The 15,046-nt window shown below is 51.0% G+C and carries 12 protein-coding genes and 1 pseudogene; 5 read left to right on the plus strand and 8 right to left on the minus strand.

Annotation, left to right across the window (positions count from 1 at the left end; genetic code table 11):
* Positions 1 to 369: 369 nt before the first annotated feature.
* Both AC1MDE_RS15265 and AC1MDE_RS15270 read left to right on the plus strand, forming a co-directional pair.
* Entirely contained in the window at positions 370 to 1,599 is a 1,230-nt protein-coding gene (locus tag AC1MDE_RS15265) for an MFS transporter (RefSeq protein ID WP_479397751.1), read from the plus strand.
* Between the two features lie 318 nt (positions 1,600 to 1,917).
* Complete coding sequence (locus AC1MDE_RS15270; protein ID WP_480344786.1) at positions 1,918 to 2,331, plus strand: GNAT family N-acetyltransferase; 414 nt, start codon at positions 1,918 to 1,920, stop codon at positions 2,329 to 2,331.
* A 59-nt stretch (positions 2,332 to 2,390) separates the two neighbouring features.
* On the opposite strand, the gene AC1MDE_RS15275 is transcribed toward AC1MDE_RS15270, so the two are convergent.
* Positions 2,391 to 2,654 (minus strand): DUF2798 domain-containing protein, encoded by a 264-nt coding sequence (locus AC1MDE_RS15275; RefSeq protein ID WP_480344787.1) that lies wholly within the window; start codon positions 2,652 to 2,654, stop codon positions 2,391 to 2,393.
* 126 nt (positions 2,655 to 2,780) lie between these two features.
* Between AC1MDE_RS15275 and AC1MDE_RS15280 the strand changes: the two genes are divergently transcribed.
* On the plus strand, positions 2,781 to 3,692 hold the full coding sequence (locus AC1MDE_RS15280; RefSeq protein ID WP_479402122.1) for a LysR family transcriptional regulator: 912 nt from the start codon (positions 2,781 to 2,783) through the stop codon (positions 3,690 to 3,692).
* A 78-nt stretch (positions 3,693 to 3,770) separates the two neighbouring features.
* Here the strand turns inward: AC1MDE_RS15280 and AC1MDE_RS15285 are convergent, their stop codons facing one another.
* Both AC1MDE_RS15285 and AC1MDE_RS15290 read right to left on the minus strand, forming a co-directional pair.
* A complete protein-coding gene (locus tag AC1MDE_RS15285) occupies positions 3,771 to 4,166 on the minus strand; it encodes a DUF4440 domain-containing protein (RefSeq protein WP_480344788.1) in 396 nt (131 codons plus the stop codon).
* Entirely contained in the window at positions 4,163 to 5,542 is a 1,380-nt protein-coding gene (locus AC1MDE_RS15290) for an MFS transporter (protein ID WP_480344789.1), read from the minus strand. The genes AC1MDE_RS15285 and AC1MDE_RS15290 overlap by 4 nt, the downstream gene beginning before the upstream one ends.
* Before the next feature lie 127 nt (positions 5,543 to 5,669).
* Between AC1MDE_RS15290 and AC1MDE_RS15295 the strand changes: the two genes are divergently transcribed.
* Positions 5,670 to 6,581, plus strand: coding sequence for a LysR family transcriptional regulator (locus tag AC1MDE_RS15295; RefSeq protein ID WP_480344790.1), 912 nt, complete (start codon positions 5,670 to 5,672; stop codon positions 6,579 to 6,581).
* A gap of 91 nt (positions 6,582 to 6,672) precedes the next feature.
* On the opposite strand, the pseudogene AC1MDE_RS15300 reads toward AC1MDE_RS15295, so the two are convergent.
* Both AC1MDE_RS15300 and AC1MDE_RS15305 read right to left on the minus strand, forming a co-directional pair.
* Positions 6,673 to 8,061, minus strand: a pseudogene (locus AC1MDE_RS15300) (OprD family outer membrane porin).
* Between the two features lie 198 nt (positions 8,062 to 8,259).
* Positions 8,260 to 9,351, minus strand: coding sequence for an NADH:flavin oxidoreductase/NADH oxidase (locus AC1MDE_RS15305; RefSeq protein WP_479403043.1), 1,092 nt, complete (start codon positions 9,349 to 9,351; stop codon positions 8,260 to 8,262).
* Between the two features lie 307 nt (positions 9,352 to 9,658).
* Between AC1MDE_RS15305 and AC1MDE_RS15310 the strand changes: the two genes are divergently transcribed.
* Positions 9,659 to 9,829 (plus strand): DUF2256 domain-containing protein, encoded by a 171-nt coding sequence (locus AC1MDE_RS15310; RefSeq protein ID WP_479403042.1) that lies wholly within the window; start codon positions 9,659 to 9,661, stop codon positions 9,827 to 9,829.
* A gap of 13 nt (positions 9,830 to 9,842) precedes the next feature.
* On the opposite strand, the gene AC1MDE_RS15315 is transcribed toward AC1MDE_RS15310, so the two are convergent.
* From AC1MDE_RS15315 to fhuE, 3 genes are all read right to left on the minus strand, one after another.
* Positions 9,843 to 11,294, minus strand: a complete 1,452-nt coding sequence (locus tag AC1MDE_RS15315; protein ID WP_479403041.1) for a sugar porter family MFS transporter — start codon at positions 11,292 to 11,294, stop codon at positions 9,843 to 9,845.
* A 258-nt stretch (positions 11,295 to 11,552) separates the two neighbouring features.
* Positions 11,553 to 12,140, minus strand: a complete 588-nt coding sequence (locus AC1MDE_RS15320) for a pyridoxamine 5'-phosphate oxidase family protein (protein ID WP_479397760.1) — start codon at positions 12,138 to 12,140, stop codon at positions 11,553 to 11,555.
* A 178-nt stretch (positions 12,141 to 12,318) separates the two neighbouring features.
* Entirely contained in the window at positions 12,319 to 14,529 is a 2,211-nt protein-coding gene (fhuE, locus tag AC1MDE_RS15325) for a ferric-rhodotorulic acid/ferric-coprogen receptor FhuE (RefSeq protein WP_480344791.1), read from the minus strand.
* Positions 14,530 to 15,046 lie beyond the last annotated feature (517 nt).

Raw genomic sequence — 15,046 nt, forward strand, 5'->3', positions numbered from 1 at the left:
GAAAGGTATTATTCGTGATGCTGAGTGCGTGTCAGGATGAAATTAGAGGGGCAAACAGGCAATAACCATTGAAAAAGCAGCGAAAAAAGTGTCTTGTTGAACAACCCTTATTCGACCGACGTACTGGTGGAGCAATTAATTTTCATTATCCCAGACAAAATTCAATCGGTATTCTGGGTGCCTTTCCAATATTTAATGTCTATATAAAAATGTGGTATTAAGACAAATTACACCACCTCGGGTTAACCAGATACCGATGTTAATGTCGCGTGTTTTTATAAAATTTAACTCCTCAACATCTGAAAACTTGAAACCCTCGACACCTACACGGTGCTCAATAAATTAATATTATAAAATGGCAGGTGAGCAATGAAATTGGGATGGTACAGTAATCTAAACAGGGATGAGCGAAAAACATGGTGGGCATGTCTTGGAGGATTCACGCTCGATTCTATGGATAGCACCATATACTCTCTAGTCATGCCCATATTATTGAGCCTTGCAATCCTGACAAAATCAGAAGCAGGTATTTTAGGATCCGCGTCATTAATTGGAAGTGCATTAGGCGGATGGAGCGCTGGTATGCTGGCCGATCGCCTGGGGCGTATTCGTGTCATGCAGTTGACGGTATTGTGGGTGGCTTGCTTTACAGCATTAACCGCACTGTGCGGTGATTTTTGGCAATTTCTCATCGTCCGATTTCTTCAGGGACTGGGTTATGGCGGTGAAGTCGTTGTCGGCGGTGTATTGATCAGCGAAGTGATCCGGGCCAGCTATCGGGGACGAGTGGGTGCTTCTATCCAAAGTGGTTACGCCATTGGTTACGCAATCTCTTTAGCAGTCCTACCTATGCTGCTCAATTTTTTCCCACAACAAATAGCGTGGAAACTTTTTTTCCTGGCAGGAATCGTGCCAGCCATTCTCGTTTGGTTTATCCGCCGTTTGGTGCCGGAATCGCCTGTCTTTTTGAGAAAAAAAGTAGAAGAGAATAAAAGCAGTGTTAGCGACATTTTCAAAGGTAAGAATCTACGCATCACTATTACCGCGACATTGCTCGCCTCTGGAATATTTGGCGGAGCCTATGTCATGATTACCTGGCTACCGACCTATCTGAGGATGGAATTAGGATTGCCGGTATTATCCATGTCTGGTTATCTGGCAATTAATATACTGGGGTCTTTGATAGGTCCGTTTCTTTATGGAAGATTAAGCGACCGATTCGGTCGATGGAAAACTATCATCCTTTTCCTGATGGGCCAAATTGCGGTGGTCAGTGTCTATATGTTTGCTGATATCAGTCTGAACATTACATTAGTGCTTGGCTTTTTCCTGGGCTCCTTACAAGGCGGCTTGGCCTCTGGCTTAACTCCCGCATTTTCGGAGCTTTACTCGACATATATACGCGGAAGTGGAGCCGGTTTTTGTGCAAGTTTTGGTCGTGGCTTTGGTTCACTAATGCCTGCAATAGTAGGGATTGTATCTAGTCATATTCATCTTGGGTACGCAATGGGAGCCCTGGCGATTACTTCTTACCTCATAGGGATAGTGGCTGCGCTTTGCCTACCAAATGCTACCGGTATTGATCTTGAAAATGTCTAAATATTAATTGGAAACGGGCTCCGCAGCTATTCTGTGCTGGAGCCTTACAAGCTTTAGGATTAGGTAGGTGATAGCCAGACACGGTCTGGAGTGCGCTTTCAGATGCCTTGATAAATATAATAGCTGCCTGAATAATCAGGGGAAAATGTAGATATTTTCATCATTTTAATAAAAACCAGGGAATTTCCTAAGAGAACACAACGCTAAACATTCTTGCACAAAGCCATTTCAGGGTAACTAATCTCCTGGATTAATAACATTCAAAACCATCCCGATGTTTGATAAATTTGGGTTCGTTTTCACACCTGGAGCGAGTATATGGAATTTAAAGCTATCACCCTTGATGAGTGCCTTAATATCAGGCATGCCGTTTTATGGCCTGAAAAGAGTCGTGATTTTGTACGGGTGCCCGGCGACCACCTGGCTCTGCATTATGGCGTGGAATTTGAGGCCGAAATCGTTTGCTGTCTGTCCGTATTTGACGCCGGTCAGGGCTCCAGGCAAATCAGAAAATTTGCCACAATGAAAGCGTGCCAGATGAAAGGTTTCGGCAGCTTCCTGATGAAATCAGTTCTTATTAAACTGCAGGAGGATGACGTTCAATATGTTTTCCTTGATGCACGACTCAGCGGAGAAGCGTTTTATCGTCGCTTTAATTTCATCTCTGATGGGGCACCTTTCCTAAAGAACGGTATTCAGTACGTTCGCATGCATTTAGCTCCCCAAAGCTAAGGACTTATCCCTTTACCGGAATCCAACCTAACTGAAAAGACTTAGCCAATTTATCCTTCTCAATGCCCATGCACCGTCATCCCCACCAGCTTAACCACCATCGGGCGCACAACCAGGATACAAACAAACGCGGCGGGCATGGCAACCTTGTAAGCATTCATCACATTTATCATGTAATTTACCCCCATACCGAACTCCGCATAGGTAATGACCAAACTCATGAGAAAGGCCATGATGGTCGCCATATAGAGTGCGAAGATGTAAGGTGAAGCGTGTTTGGGAAGGCGTAAATTGATGTTTTTCTTGGTGACTGCATCCGTCATAGCGATATCCTGTTAAACAAAGTTAGCGAAACAGCCGCTAAACTATCAATCAAACTAAAGCGGCAGTAGAACGGCACTGCTTAAATCATTATTAAGTAAACATAACGAATCATGTAATGAGGTCTTATGGATTTGTTAGGCTTAATCACTACCTTTATCCGTGTGGTGGAGAATGGCAGCATCGCCGCGGCGGCGCGCGCGAAAGGGATGAGCCCTGCGGCAGTCAGTCAGAGTCTTGCCCGGTTGGAATCGCATTTAGGGGTACGCCTGCTATCACGCACTACCCGCAGTATGACCCTCACGGAAAGCGGTAAACGCTATTTCGAGAAAGTGCGTCACATTCCACATGATGTGGATGACGCTTCGCAGGCTGCTGCGTTGGAAACCAAACCACAGGGGTCACTTTGCATCGCCACCACAGCGGCATTTGGGCGCTATGTGCTTGCGCCACTGATGCCGGAATTCAAAGAGAACTACCCTGACATTGATATCGAATTGATTAGCACCGACCGCAACGTTGACCATCGTCGGGAGGGGGTTGACGTCAGCATTCGCATTGAAGCACAACTGAACGATCAACTAATTGCCCGGAAAATTGCATCCTTACCTTTTATTTTCTGCGCATCTCCAGCATATCTGGAGCGTGCGGGCATACCGGAAAGCCCCGAAGAGCTAAGCCAGCACGCCTGTCTGGTTTTCCGTTATCCCACCGACGGCCGCTTTTTGCCCTGGACGTTTAAAGTTGACGGTCAACTGGTAACAGCGAAACTCAATCCCGGATTTATCAGTGACGATATTGATATCATCGCTAATATCGCGATCAATGGCGGAGGTATTGCCCGTCTGGCGAGTTTTATTGCACAACCGTTGATCGACAATGGGCAACTCATCGCTTTATTTCACTCCAGTCAATGCAATGAAGGCTGTATCGCGTCTTCGCCCATGAATATTTACGCCTGCGTTAGCGAACGTTCAGCGCTTAATACAAAGGTCAGAACATTCATTAATTATCTGGAGCAGGCGATGCAGTCTGAGTGATATTAATAGTGCAGATAAATGCTCTACCTATCACCGCTGCTGTATTGGCTTCGCAATGTATTGGAATAAACTGCACCATCATTCCTGCGGCAGGGCCGTCTCATGCAGATGACGCCAGATCACATGCCCTTGTGGACCTAATTCAAAAACCGCCGTCGAAAAGCGCAAGCTCGATTGTTGTCCGGGTATTTGCTGGTGTTCCTGGTAGCACACCGTCGCGCCCGTTTCACTTTCAGCCACGACCTGCATAGCCATGATATCAAGCGTGAGACCTTGACGAGCGCCACGCTGTGTGCGGAAGAAACGGTTCAACGCATCAAAGTTCAGTATGACGCCTGCCGGGCTCACCATCATAAAGTCTGGGCTAAAACGCGCTAATAGATTATCGCAAAGATCACCCTTTGCTTCTGCATCACCAAGCCAGTGACGAATGATTTCGTGTGCATCCAGAACTTCCTGAAAATAGCGGTTCATTTTTTTTCCTGATTAAGAGTGAATAATATTTTTCGGTTCGCAATGTGCAGGCAACATATAACTGGCACTATGGCGCTACACGCGGCGAGTAGAAAGCAAAGTCGATAGGCGCGATCAACCGATATGCTGCTGTTGGCGAGCAGATTAAATAGCAAGGTGACTAATGTGACGCCAAGACAAAAACTCAGCTGACGATTGATATTCCATATCGCACTGGCATCGGCCAGTTGCTCGTCAGGAATCTGCAGGAAGGCCGAGCTTTGTGCCGCACTGCTGCACAAACTGCCGCCAAATCCCATAAGACAGAATGCGATGACACACACCACTGCTGATGCAGGATGGCCGATGGTGGCTAGCACCCCAATGCCCAACGCCTGAGTGATACTCCCAATAATAAACAGTGGACGCGGGCCCAGCATATTGAACCACTTCCCCGTAACGCTAATCGCTATAAATGAAGCGGCCGACCAGGGCAACATCAATGCACCGACAGAGGCAGCTGGCAGGCCAAACTCATTTTGCAGGTAGAGCATGGCTATCAAGCTGACTCCGGTAAAAACACCCGGTACAAATTGATAAATCAGCATGGCAGTCTGCAACAGAGGATCTTTTGCCAGATGCAAATTCACCAGCGGCTGGCTTTTACCCAGCGCATTCCACACGTATCCGCCGAAGACAATCAGCCCACCTAAGAGCAACAACGCGCCTTGATGTATAAGCTGAGATTCGCCCAATGAAGTCAGACCTAAAAGGATCAGGGTTAAGCCACTGCACCCACTGATCAATCCCACCAAATCCAAGCGCCCATTCGCAGCCGGGGATTTATCCGCCTCCAGCCACAATGTCGCCAACACCAGTGCCACGATGACCAACGGGAGACTGGCCAGAAACACCCAACGCCAGTTAAGTATTTCAATCAATAGTCCACCGGCGGCTGGTGCCAGCGCCGGAGCCAGTAAAGCCACTAACATCACTGCAGAGGACAGCTTTGCGCGCTCATGGCTGCGATACAGCGCATAAGTCATGGTTTGCCCGATTGGGATGAGCAATCCACCCCCTATTCCCTGCAACAAACGCCAGCCAATCAGGTGAAACATTGACTGTGATGCGGCAACGCCCGCACTGCTCCCCATGAAAATAACCAGGGAAAGGATAAAAAGTCGCTTCGCGCCAACACGTTCCATCCACCAGCGGCTAAGCGGTATCACGAGCGTCAGGCCAAGAATGTAAGCATTGCTAACCCACGCCAGCTGGCTGACCGGGGCAGCAAAATGCCGCGCTATCTCAGGATAGGCAACATTGGCAATAAACATGTTCACCAGGTCGATGAAGAACCCCAGTAAATACACAATGGCAACACGCACGCGATAACTCATGATTCTTTCCGCCAGATCAGCCGTTATGCGCGCAGTATAAGCGCCGGGATCATCGCGATAAATCCACTCAACATGGTTATACTGTCATACGATTTTTGACAGTCATCTAATATCAATGGAGTGCGTGATGATTAACATGCAGCGTCTGGAAATGTTCGTCGCGGTGGTCGAGGCTGGAAGTTTCACTGGCGCGGCCCAGACTTTAGGGCTCACTAAAGCCGTAGTGAGTTTTAATATAAAGCAGCTGGAAAAGGAGCTCGGCGTCTCTTTACTGACCAGAAGCACGCGGCGAGTGGCGGCGACAGACACCGGTGATAAGTTTTACCATCGTTGCCAGGGCCTTTTGCAGGATGCAGAACGCGTTCTGGACGATGTTCGCAGCGATCACCTCGGGCTGAGTGGCACACTGCGCATCACCACCACGCCCGAATACGGGGCACGCGTGGTGGTTCCCGCGCTGGCGGCGTTTACGCTCAAGCATCCCCATTTGCGCGTACAGCATGTTTCATCGTCCAAAAATGATGATCTGATTGCCGGCCGTTTTGATGTGGCTATTCGTCTCGGTCAACTGGCGGATTCCAACCATCAAGCCAGGCTCATCGATCGGTTCGCTATTCTACCGGTTGCGGCTCCCCAGTACTTAACCGCACAACCCATTGTGACTCTGGAACAACTCGCCGAAGCGAAGTGGATTGCGCACAGCCGCTTATCAGCACCCTTAAGCTGGCAGGTCACTACACCAGCAGGAGAATCGGTCCTGTTTAGCGCCCGCCATCCAGCAATGATAATGGCCGACAGCGCAGCGTCGTTGCTTGCCTTTACGTTGGCAGGCGCTGGAGTGGCGATCCTTCCCGCATGGCTGGTCGAGGATAAATTAATGCGAGGCGATTTAGTCCACGTGTTGCAAGATCATCATTTTCCCCGCCAGGGTATTTATGCGATCTATCCCAATACCCGCCATTTACCTGAAAAAGTGCGCGCATTTATTGATTTTCTGGAAAGGCATGTGGCTGAATCACGCTCCGTCAGTCAGCCTTAAAAATTCATGCCTAACCAAAAATTCAGGCAACTAAAGCTGCCTGTTAATCACACGACGATATTAGATATGGGCTGCGTCCGGGTTCATAAATTTACAGCAAGCCAAACTTCCAATTCACAACCAGCATATTCTGGTCCTGGCTACGCGTACCGGTAATGTTGGTGCGATAAGTCACATTTTTCCACGCCAGGGTGACACCTTTCGCCACGCGTTCCGGGAGCTGGTAACTTAAACCCAATGTACGCACCCACTCATTCTGGTTACCGCTGGTGCTGGAGGCACGCGCATGACTGCCTGACACATAGCGACTGTTAAAACTCAGGCCTGGTAAGCCCAGCGCATCGAGTTTTGCACTGTAACGCACCACCAGCGCACGCTCATGGGCGGTCTTGAACTTCGAGAGCGGTGACTCACTGATCAACCCCGTCGAGCCTCCGGACGTATCGGTTGAGACACCGTCCACCGTCTGACCTGGATCGAGGTAAGGAAACCCGCTTGATCCCGTCAGTTGCTGATAACCTAACCCCAAAGTATTGCCCCACGCTGACCAGGAGACTATCCCTCCGTAGGCATTGTTATCGACACTTCCCCCATACTCATTGCCATTACCACGGCTGCTGAAATAGCGCAGATCTGCTTTCAGCATGCCGGGGCCGATTGGTAACGTCTTCGTCACACCCACAAAATTCTGTTGGTAAAAGTCATTAAGTTGCGCAAATTAATAGCTGAGTTCCAGCGCTTTGACTGGCGTATAGCGGCCACCAGCATAGCTTAATCCAGAACTGAATCCGCTCGCTTTGCCGGTGGCCTTTAACGGCTGGTAGTGAGTTTGGTTACGCCCTTGAACACGATCGATAAATCCGGCATCCAGAACCAGGTTTTCAACGTCGGTTGAATGCAGCGTATAGCCACGGTAAAGCGACGGCAGCAGCCTGCCATCATTGGTTTTTATCACCGGCAGGTTCAATGACTGAAAGCCCGCTTTTGCCTCGGTCTTGCTCACCTTGGCCTTCAATGCAAAACGCGCTGAAGCGAAACTACCCGGTGCACTGTTATCGCTATGCTGCGGAAACAATCCGGTTGCCGTGTTATACCCATCCCGTCCGGCGAGCTTGAGTCCGAGCATGCCGATCGCATCCGCACCCAGCCCAACAGGGCCATCGGTATAGCCTGAACGGCCATTGAGAATAAATCCCTGCCCCAGCTGCTCGCCGGTCGGCTGATTTTTGACGGCACCTCGCGTGTCATTGTTGTAGTACAGCGTGCGTGCGGTGAGATCGAGTTGGCTGTCATCCACCAGATTGGCTATTGCCAGTGAAGGCGCGAAAGCGCTCGCCATCAGTGCAGAGGCCACTAGCCAGTGAGAATTAAGCCGGGGCACTGAGGCCGTTGAGACAAAAGAGGTAAACACAGAAGAAGGCTGTTGAGCGGAGACGGTTAGAGCCGCGCCCCGATGTTGAGAAGTATGAGCAGAGTTCATCGACAAGTAACTTAAAATTAATAGAAATGATAATTATTAGCATTATCGTTAAACCGTGACTCAATGATGCCAATTAAAGGGTCAACATTGAGCATGATTGAAGTTTAAAGCGATGGCATTGGGGAATGGAGTACTCAGGGTTTACACTCGGAAGATTCATAGGCGGCCCAGAATGCTGAGCCGCCAGGCTAATTAAAATTAAACCAGCGTCCCCTTCACGCCATGCGGTTCAGAACGCAAATACTGTGACGGTACTTTGACCTGCGCATTCAGCGCGGCAGCAGCCTGCCATGGCCAGTGCGGGTTGTAGAGCACGGCACGTCCTAACGCGACCAGATCCGCGTCCCCCTGCTCCACCACCGCTTCTGCCTGCTCCGGCTCGGTAATCAAGCCCACGCCAATAACCGGAATCTTCACCTGCTGGCGGATATCGCGTGCGAACGGCAACTGATAACCCGGCCCCACAGTGATGGATTGTTGTGGTGATAGCCCACCGCTCGACACATGCACATAATCACAGCCCTGTGCTTCCAGTTGCTGGCTAAACACAATGGATTGCTCAACATCCCAGCCACCCTCAACCCAATCGCTGGCCGAGAGACGCACGCCAACCGGAATCGAAGCTGGCACAGCAGCACGTACCGCCGCAAACACCTCGAGTGGGAAACGTAAACGATTTTCCAGCGAACCACCGTATTGGTCCTGACGTTGGTTGCTCAGCGGCGACAGGAATTGGTGCAGCAGATAACCGTGTGCCGCGTGGATTTCGATCAGCTCGATACCCAAACGCACCGCACGCTGCGCGCTGTCTACAAATGCCTGTTTGATTCGCGCCAAGCCCGCCGAATCCAGTGCTGCTGGAGCGGCATCCTGTTCAGCAAAGCTCAATGCAGAAGGTGCGACGGTTTGCCAGCCACCTTCACTCTCCGGCAGTTGATGCCCGCCCTGCCACGGCGCACGGCATGAGGCTTTACGCCCTGCGTGGCCCAGCTGGATACCCAGACGGATCGGTGACCAGGCGCGAATGTCAGACAGCACGCTGTGTAACGCGGCTTCTGTTTTGTCATCCCACAGCCCGAGATCTCCCGGCGAGATACGCCCCGGTGCTTCGACGGCGGTGGCTTCCAGAATCAGCAATCCTGCGCCAGAAAGCGCCAGTGAACCTAAATGGATGCGGTGCCAGCTGCTGGCGCATCCCGCATCGGCGGAGTATTGGCACATCGGGGCGATCACGATGCGGTTCCCCAGCTCAAGCTCTCCAATCTTTACGGAACTAAATAGTTGACTCATCTCTATCCCTTAACGTTGTTAGCAGCAGCGCTGCGCTGGTTTGACTCAAGGTTAAACCGTTTTATTCGTTCTGTTATTAATGATTAATGCCAGGAGCGCGAACCATCAGCGCGTCATACCTGAATAGCAACCCTGGCAACATGAAACGACCATCCTCACCAAATGATCTACTATTGTTTGACGCCTGATCTGCTCAAAGCACTCCTTACCGTCCCGCTCAAATGGCGTGCGATAGGCAATGTCATTGCCTTGGTGTCCAGCTCCAGGTCAGCAGTCCAATTATTGGGAAAAGCCCCATTCAAACGATATGAAAGATTTCAAAGGAAACAAAAAATCCCTGCCCGTCCGCTTTTGCAAGCAGTGCCATAAGCCGATGACCTGGCGTAAAAAGTGGGAAAATTGCTGGGAAGAGGTGCAGTACTGCTCGGAGCGCTGCCGCCGTGCAGCCAAAGGCCACACGGACAGCAGCGGGTCCTGACACGATTTGATCGCTACGCTGAAGCCGCCGTTTCAGTCGCGCTCTCACCAAAATGTTCACGCATGTGCGATTCGATCTCTTCCAGCGATTTGCCACGGGTTTCAGGCAACATCACCGCGACAAACACCAGGGAAGCCACGTTGATGGCAGCGAAGATAAAGAAGGCATTATTTCCCACCAGCGACAGCAGTGGTGGGAAAGCTAACGCAACGATGGCGTTACATATCCACTGAAAAGCGACGGCAGAACCGGTCAATACGCCACGTACTTTCATCGGATACAGCTCAGACATCAGCAGCCAATACACGGGCGAAATACACATCTGCATAAAGAAGAGAAACACCAGGATGCAGGCCAGCGCCAGCAGGCTTTGCACTAAACTGTGCGGCATCAGTATCAGCACCGCCCCCAGCGCCAGCTGCATCGCGATCACCACCGATAACCCGGTGATCAGCATTGGGCGGCGACCAAAATGGCTGATCGCCTTGATGCCGGCAAAAGTCGCGATCACAGATACCACGCCGTTGCCTATCGTGGCTGCGATCGACGCGCTGGTGCCAAGTCCGGTACTTTTAAGAATGATAGGCGTGTAATACATAAAAGCATTCACACCGGTGAATTGCGCCACGATCCCCATGCCGCAGCCTAACAGCAGCAGTCGCACTATCCATTTTTCTTTCAGCAGTTCACGAGCGGGCGGCCCCTGACGGGCTTCGCGCGCGTTCTGGCGCATCTCCGCCATCTCTTTTTTGATTTCGCGAGGATTCTCACGCAATTTACGCAGAATACGTAACGCCTCGTTTATGCGCCCTTCGGCCACCATCCAGTGCGGTGAGGCCGGCACAAAAAAGGTGCCAATAAACAGCAGCACGCCCGGAATCATCGCCAGCGACAGCATATAGCGCCACATGCTCGGATCATGCAGTAACAGACTCATGGCCGCACTGACGATGTAAGCCAGCAACTGGCCTGACACAATCATTAGCTCGTTGCGGCTGACCAAGGGTGCGCGACGTTTCGGCCCCGCAATCTCAGCGATGAACACTGGCACCGTGGAAGATCCGCCACCCACGGCGAATCCGAGGATAAATCGCATCACCACCATAATTTCAAGATTCGGCGCGATGGTAGTGCCTAACGCGCCAGCAACAAATAACACGGCCAGGCTGCGCAGCGTGATTCGGCGGCCAAAGCGATCTGAGACAAACCCGCTAACGAAGGCTCCGAATGCTGAACCGAATGTGAGCGCAGAAGTGACCAGCCCTTCAGTAAAGGGGGTGAGGTCAAGTCCGCCTAGCGAGGTCGGCAGTGTCATGTAGGGCAGCGCCCCGGAAATGATGCCCGTGTCATAACCGAACGCCAGCGCGCCCATGGTGGCCACTAACACCACAAAGAACAGACGTTGCTGCACGGTTAAATTGAGCGAGCCGCCATCATCCGATGGAGCCGGAGAAGAGTTTTGCATTTGATCTTCCATGGGTTGCTAAAAACACAGCCAAAACTGTGTAAAGAAAGGTAGGAGTATAGTCAGGATTTGAAGAATGAGATCTGGGTCACGGTAATTCGTTGGTCCTGAGAGGTTCGTGCAGCAGTCTTATGATTGTCGAATTCATATCGTGGGTCTGCCTTCACAGGCATCCTCATTAATAGCAAAGTATTATTTTCGGTGCACAAGGAGTAAAACGGGGCTGTTATTACGCTGGAATAAAACGATACAGGACCGTTAAGGGTTAACCCAGGAGAATGAAGTTAGACTTCCCGTTGCGGAATAAGTCAGTCGCGCCCTGCGATTATTGTCGCGCTCAAGGCGAAACCAGTCGAGCGACTCAGCCTGAAAAACCAACACACCAAAATGGCGCTGACCGCCTTCCCCGCTCTCCTCACCTTCGGCATGTCGGTTTTGATCGCGCGGAAACAACCATTCTTCTCCCGGCGGCCCGCCTGAATAACTCCTGCGCGTCCAGACTGAGAGCCCTTGCCACGTTTGCCCGGCGAGAGCGCTTGCCGGTTCATATCGTTTGAAAATCCCCTGCAAACGTAACTGCAGGCGTGATTGCGAGCAAAATCCCAATACCGTTGCAGCGGGGTTGAGGGCTAATTCCTGCCATTTTGCACTGCGGATATCGGTGTGAAACTCCAGAAACCGCCGGGCACTGTCCGTTCGCCTTAACACCATCATGCGAGCCTGTGGTTTTAGTTCAGTATCGATGGTGCAGACGTTGAGATAACGAAACCCGGCATGGAGATCGTTTGCTGCGTTATGCAGTTCCTGCCAGGCAATGGCATCAATATGTTCAGATTCTGGTATCAAAACTTACGCCCTCAATTTAACGAATGACGTTAAGTATAGAGACTTGTGATTACTCATTGAGGTGTTGCGGAATTAACTTTACTTGATGGGTGTGACGCTGGAACCTCCGCACACCAGGCGTGAAGGTTCCAGCTATCAGATTACGACAGGGCCTTTCTCCGTGGAGAATTCAGCCAAATCAGAATCGGTAGTTCGCTGAGATGGAAACGTTACGCGGTTCGCCGTACACGGTGTTTCTGCCGACATCGATGTTATACGTCTTGTCGAACAGGTTGTTCAGGTTGGCCTGCACGGAAAGCTGTTTGGTGACCTGATAGCGACCGAACAAATCCACCAGCGCATAACTGCCCTGCTCTGCATACAGCGTTGAGGTTCCGCCTGGGCCCGCTACATTATCCCACGTGTGCGTCTGCCAGTTCACGCCGCCACCCACGGTCAGGTCCTGCAGCATCGGCAGGCGATAGCTGGTGAACAGTTTCAGTGAAGTACGCGGCTGAGTTGGGTTCAGCGCGGCATCCTCGCCATCTTTCGCTACGTAGCGCGTTGCCCCGAAGCTCATCTGCAGGTTATCGGTCACCGCACCGTTGATTTCGAATTCAACACCCTTACTCACCGTGCCATTCTGCTCGTAGTAAGCGTAATCGGTGCTGTTTGGCACCAGCGCATAATCGGTTGCGCCCAGGTGATCCTGCTCGATACGGAACACTGCCAGCGAAGCGGTGATGCGGCTGTTCATCCAGTCGCCCTTGATCCCGGTTTCATAGCTTTTACCGGTGACAGGAGAGAGATAAGCACCCTGCGCATTACGATAAGTCTGAGGTTTGAAAATCGAGGTATAGCTGGCGTAGGCGGAATAGGTGTCGTTGATGTCATACACCAGGCCCGCATAAGGCGTGATGTTATTCTTCTCCATATTCTGCGTCAGCGTGTTGGCGTTGTATTGCGTGTAACGCGCGCCAAGGATCAGATGCAGCGGATCGGCCAGCGAAATGCGCGTGGCTAAGTAAGCAGATTTCTGACGGATCACATTATCCTGCGACAGCGCCTGGTCGTCCCAATCCGGTTCTGGATAATTGCCCCAGTCATTGAAATCATCCACGTCTGCCGAGGTGAAGCTGGTTGAGGCACTGACGTAGCGATCGTGCTGTCGAATATAAGTGACACCCGCCATTAACTCATGCTGGCGACCAAACAGCTCATACGGACCGGTGACATAAGCGTCTGCGGTATCTTCTTTGCGTTTCGCAGTGTTGTAGCCAGTGCCGCCTAACAAGTCATAGCCTGCATAAGGGCCAACGCCGATACCGGTCGATTTATCAAAGTAACCGTCGATGTACAGCAGCTTACTGTCCATGGTGGCTTCAGTATGCGAGCCGCTCAGGTTCAGCTCCCAGCCGTTATTAAACGTCTGCTTCAGGCTGGCAAACACCTTTTTGGAATCGCTGTTGTTATAGGCCCAATCCGGCGCGAGGTTAGTACTTCGGGAGTAGTTAGTTTTGCTGCCGTCAAGATAGAAAGTCGGCAAACCGCCCCAGGTCGCACCTTGTATGTTGGTTTCCTGATAATCGTAACCCAGTGTCAATGTCGTGGAATCGGTGAAATCGGCCGCGACGGTGCCATACAGGAATTTCTTCTGCGTATGGTAGTGATCCAGCCAGCTGTCGCCATCCTGATAATCGGCGACCACGCGTCCGCGCACATTGCCGGACTCGGTCAACGGACCGGAAAGATCGGCCACATAGCGTTGGGTATCCCAGCTGCCGTAGCTGGCTGAGAGATTACCCTGAAACGTTTTACTGTCTGCCTGCTTGTGCACCATATTTACGGATGCTGCCGGGCTACCAGCGCCGGTCATCAGGCCCGTCGCGCCGCGCACCACTTCAACGCGATCATATACCGCCGTATCCGACAGGGTGTCGCCCAGATTCCAGGCGCTATCAACCAGTGCTGGCACGCCATCGATCTGGTAGTTATCGATCATGAACCCGCGTGAATAGAAATTGCTGCGGTTGGCGCCGGAGTTGAACTGACTGATGCCGGTGGTGTTGGTTAAGACGTCAGTTAACGTCTCCAGCTTCTGATCCTGCATACGCTGTTTGGTGATGACAGAAACAGACTGCGGCGTGTCACGCGCGGTCAGCGCTAATTTTGTGGCGGCGCGCGTAACCGGGACGTTGTAATCCGTGTCCTGGCTGTTACTGGTGCTACCGGCTGCCGCCGTGACTTCCAGCGTTTGCTCTTTAGTGGTGGTCTCCGCAGCGGAAACTTTCGGGCTGTGTAATGCAGTCGCGATAACCAAGGCCAGTAAAGAGATCACCGGCAGCGCTTGGCTCACACCGATATTATTATTCGCCTTTATTACCCTGGCTTGACGTGAAGAACGAGACATTATCATCCTTTGAAATTTTTTATTAATGAGATGACTGGTGGGTGTTCAGATGCGCAAACGCCCAACTCCGTCAGAATGAGAGACAGAATTCCCTGTAAAACATATTTCCGAAACTGAATTAGTAGGAAGCGCTTTAGCGTGAAAGAGGTACGCAGCAACAGATTCCCACTCGCCCAATAAGGCGAATGAGAATTATAATTATTACAATTCTCTGAGCAAGTTATTTACTCTTATGACGAAAAATAAACACAAATCACGCTGAATTTATTCCTGAGAGTGATAATTCCATTTAGATACGTAAATGGAAGCCATCTGTAATTGAAACTTATCCAGTCGGGGTGCTGTCCTAATGACTGGAATGACATATTTATCCTCATCCATATTAAATATATGAAATAAATAATAACGATTTTATTCCTGCCCGCTTATTTTGCTATTTTCTTTTCTCAACATTGCAGCGACAGCACTGACTTATTTTATCCCCCCCATTCCTCCCTCACTTGCCCCGTGCAAACGC

This window comes from Pantoea folii (genome assembly GCF_056678875.1).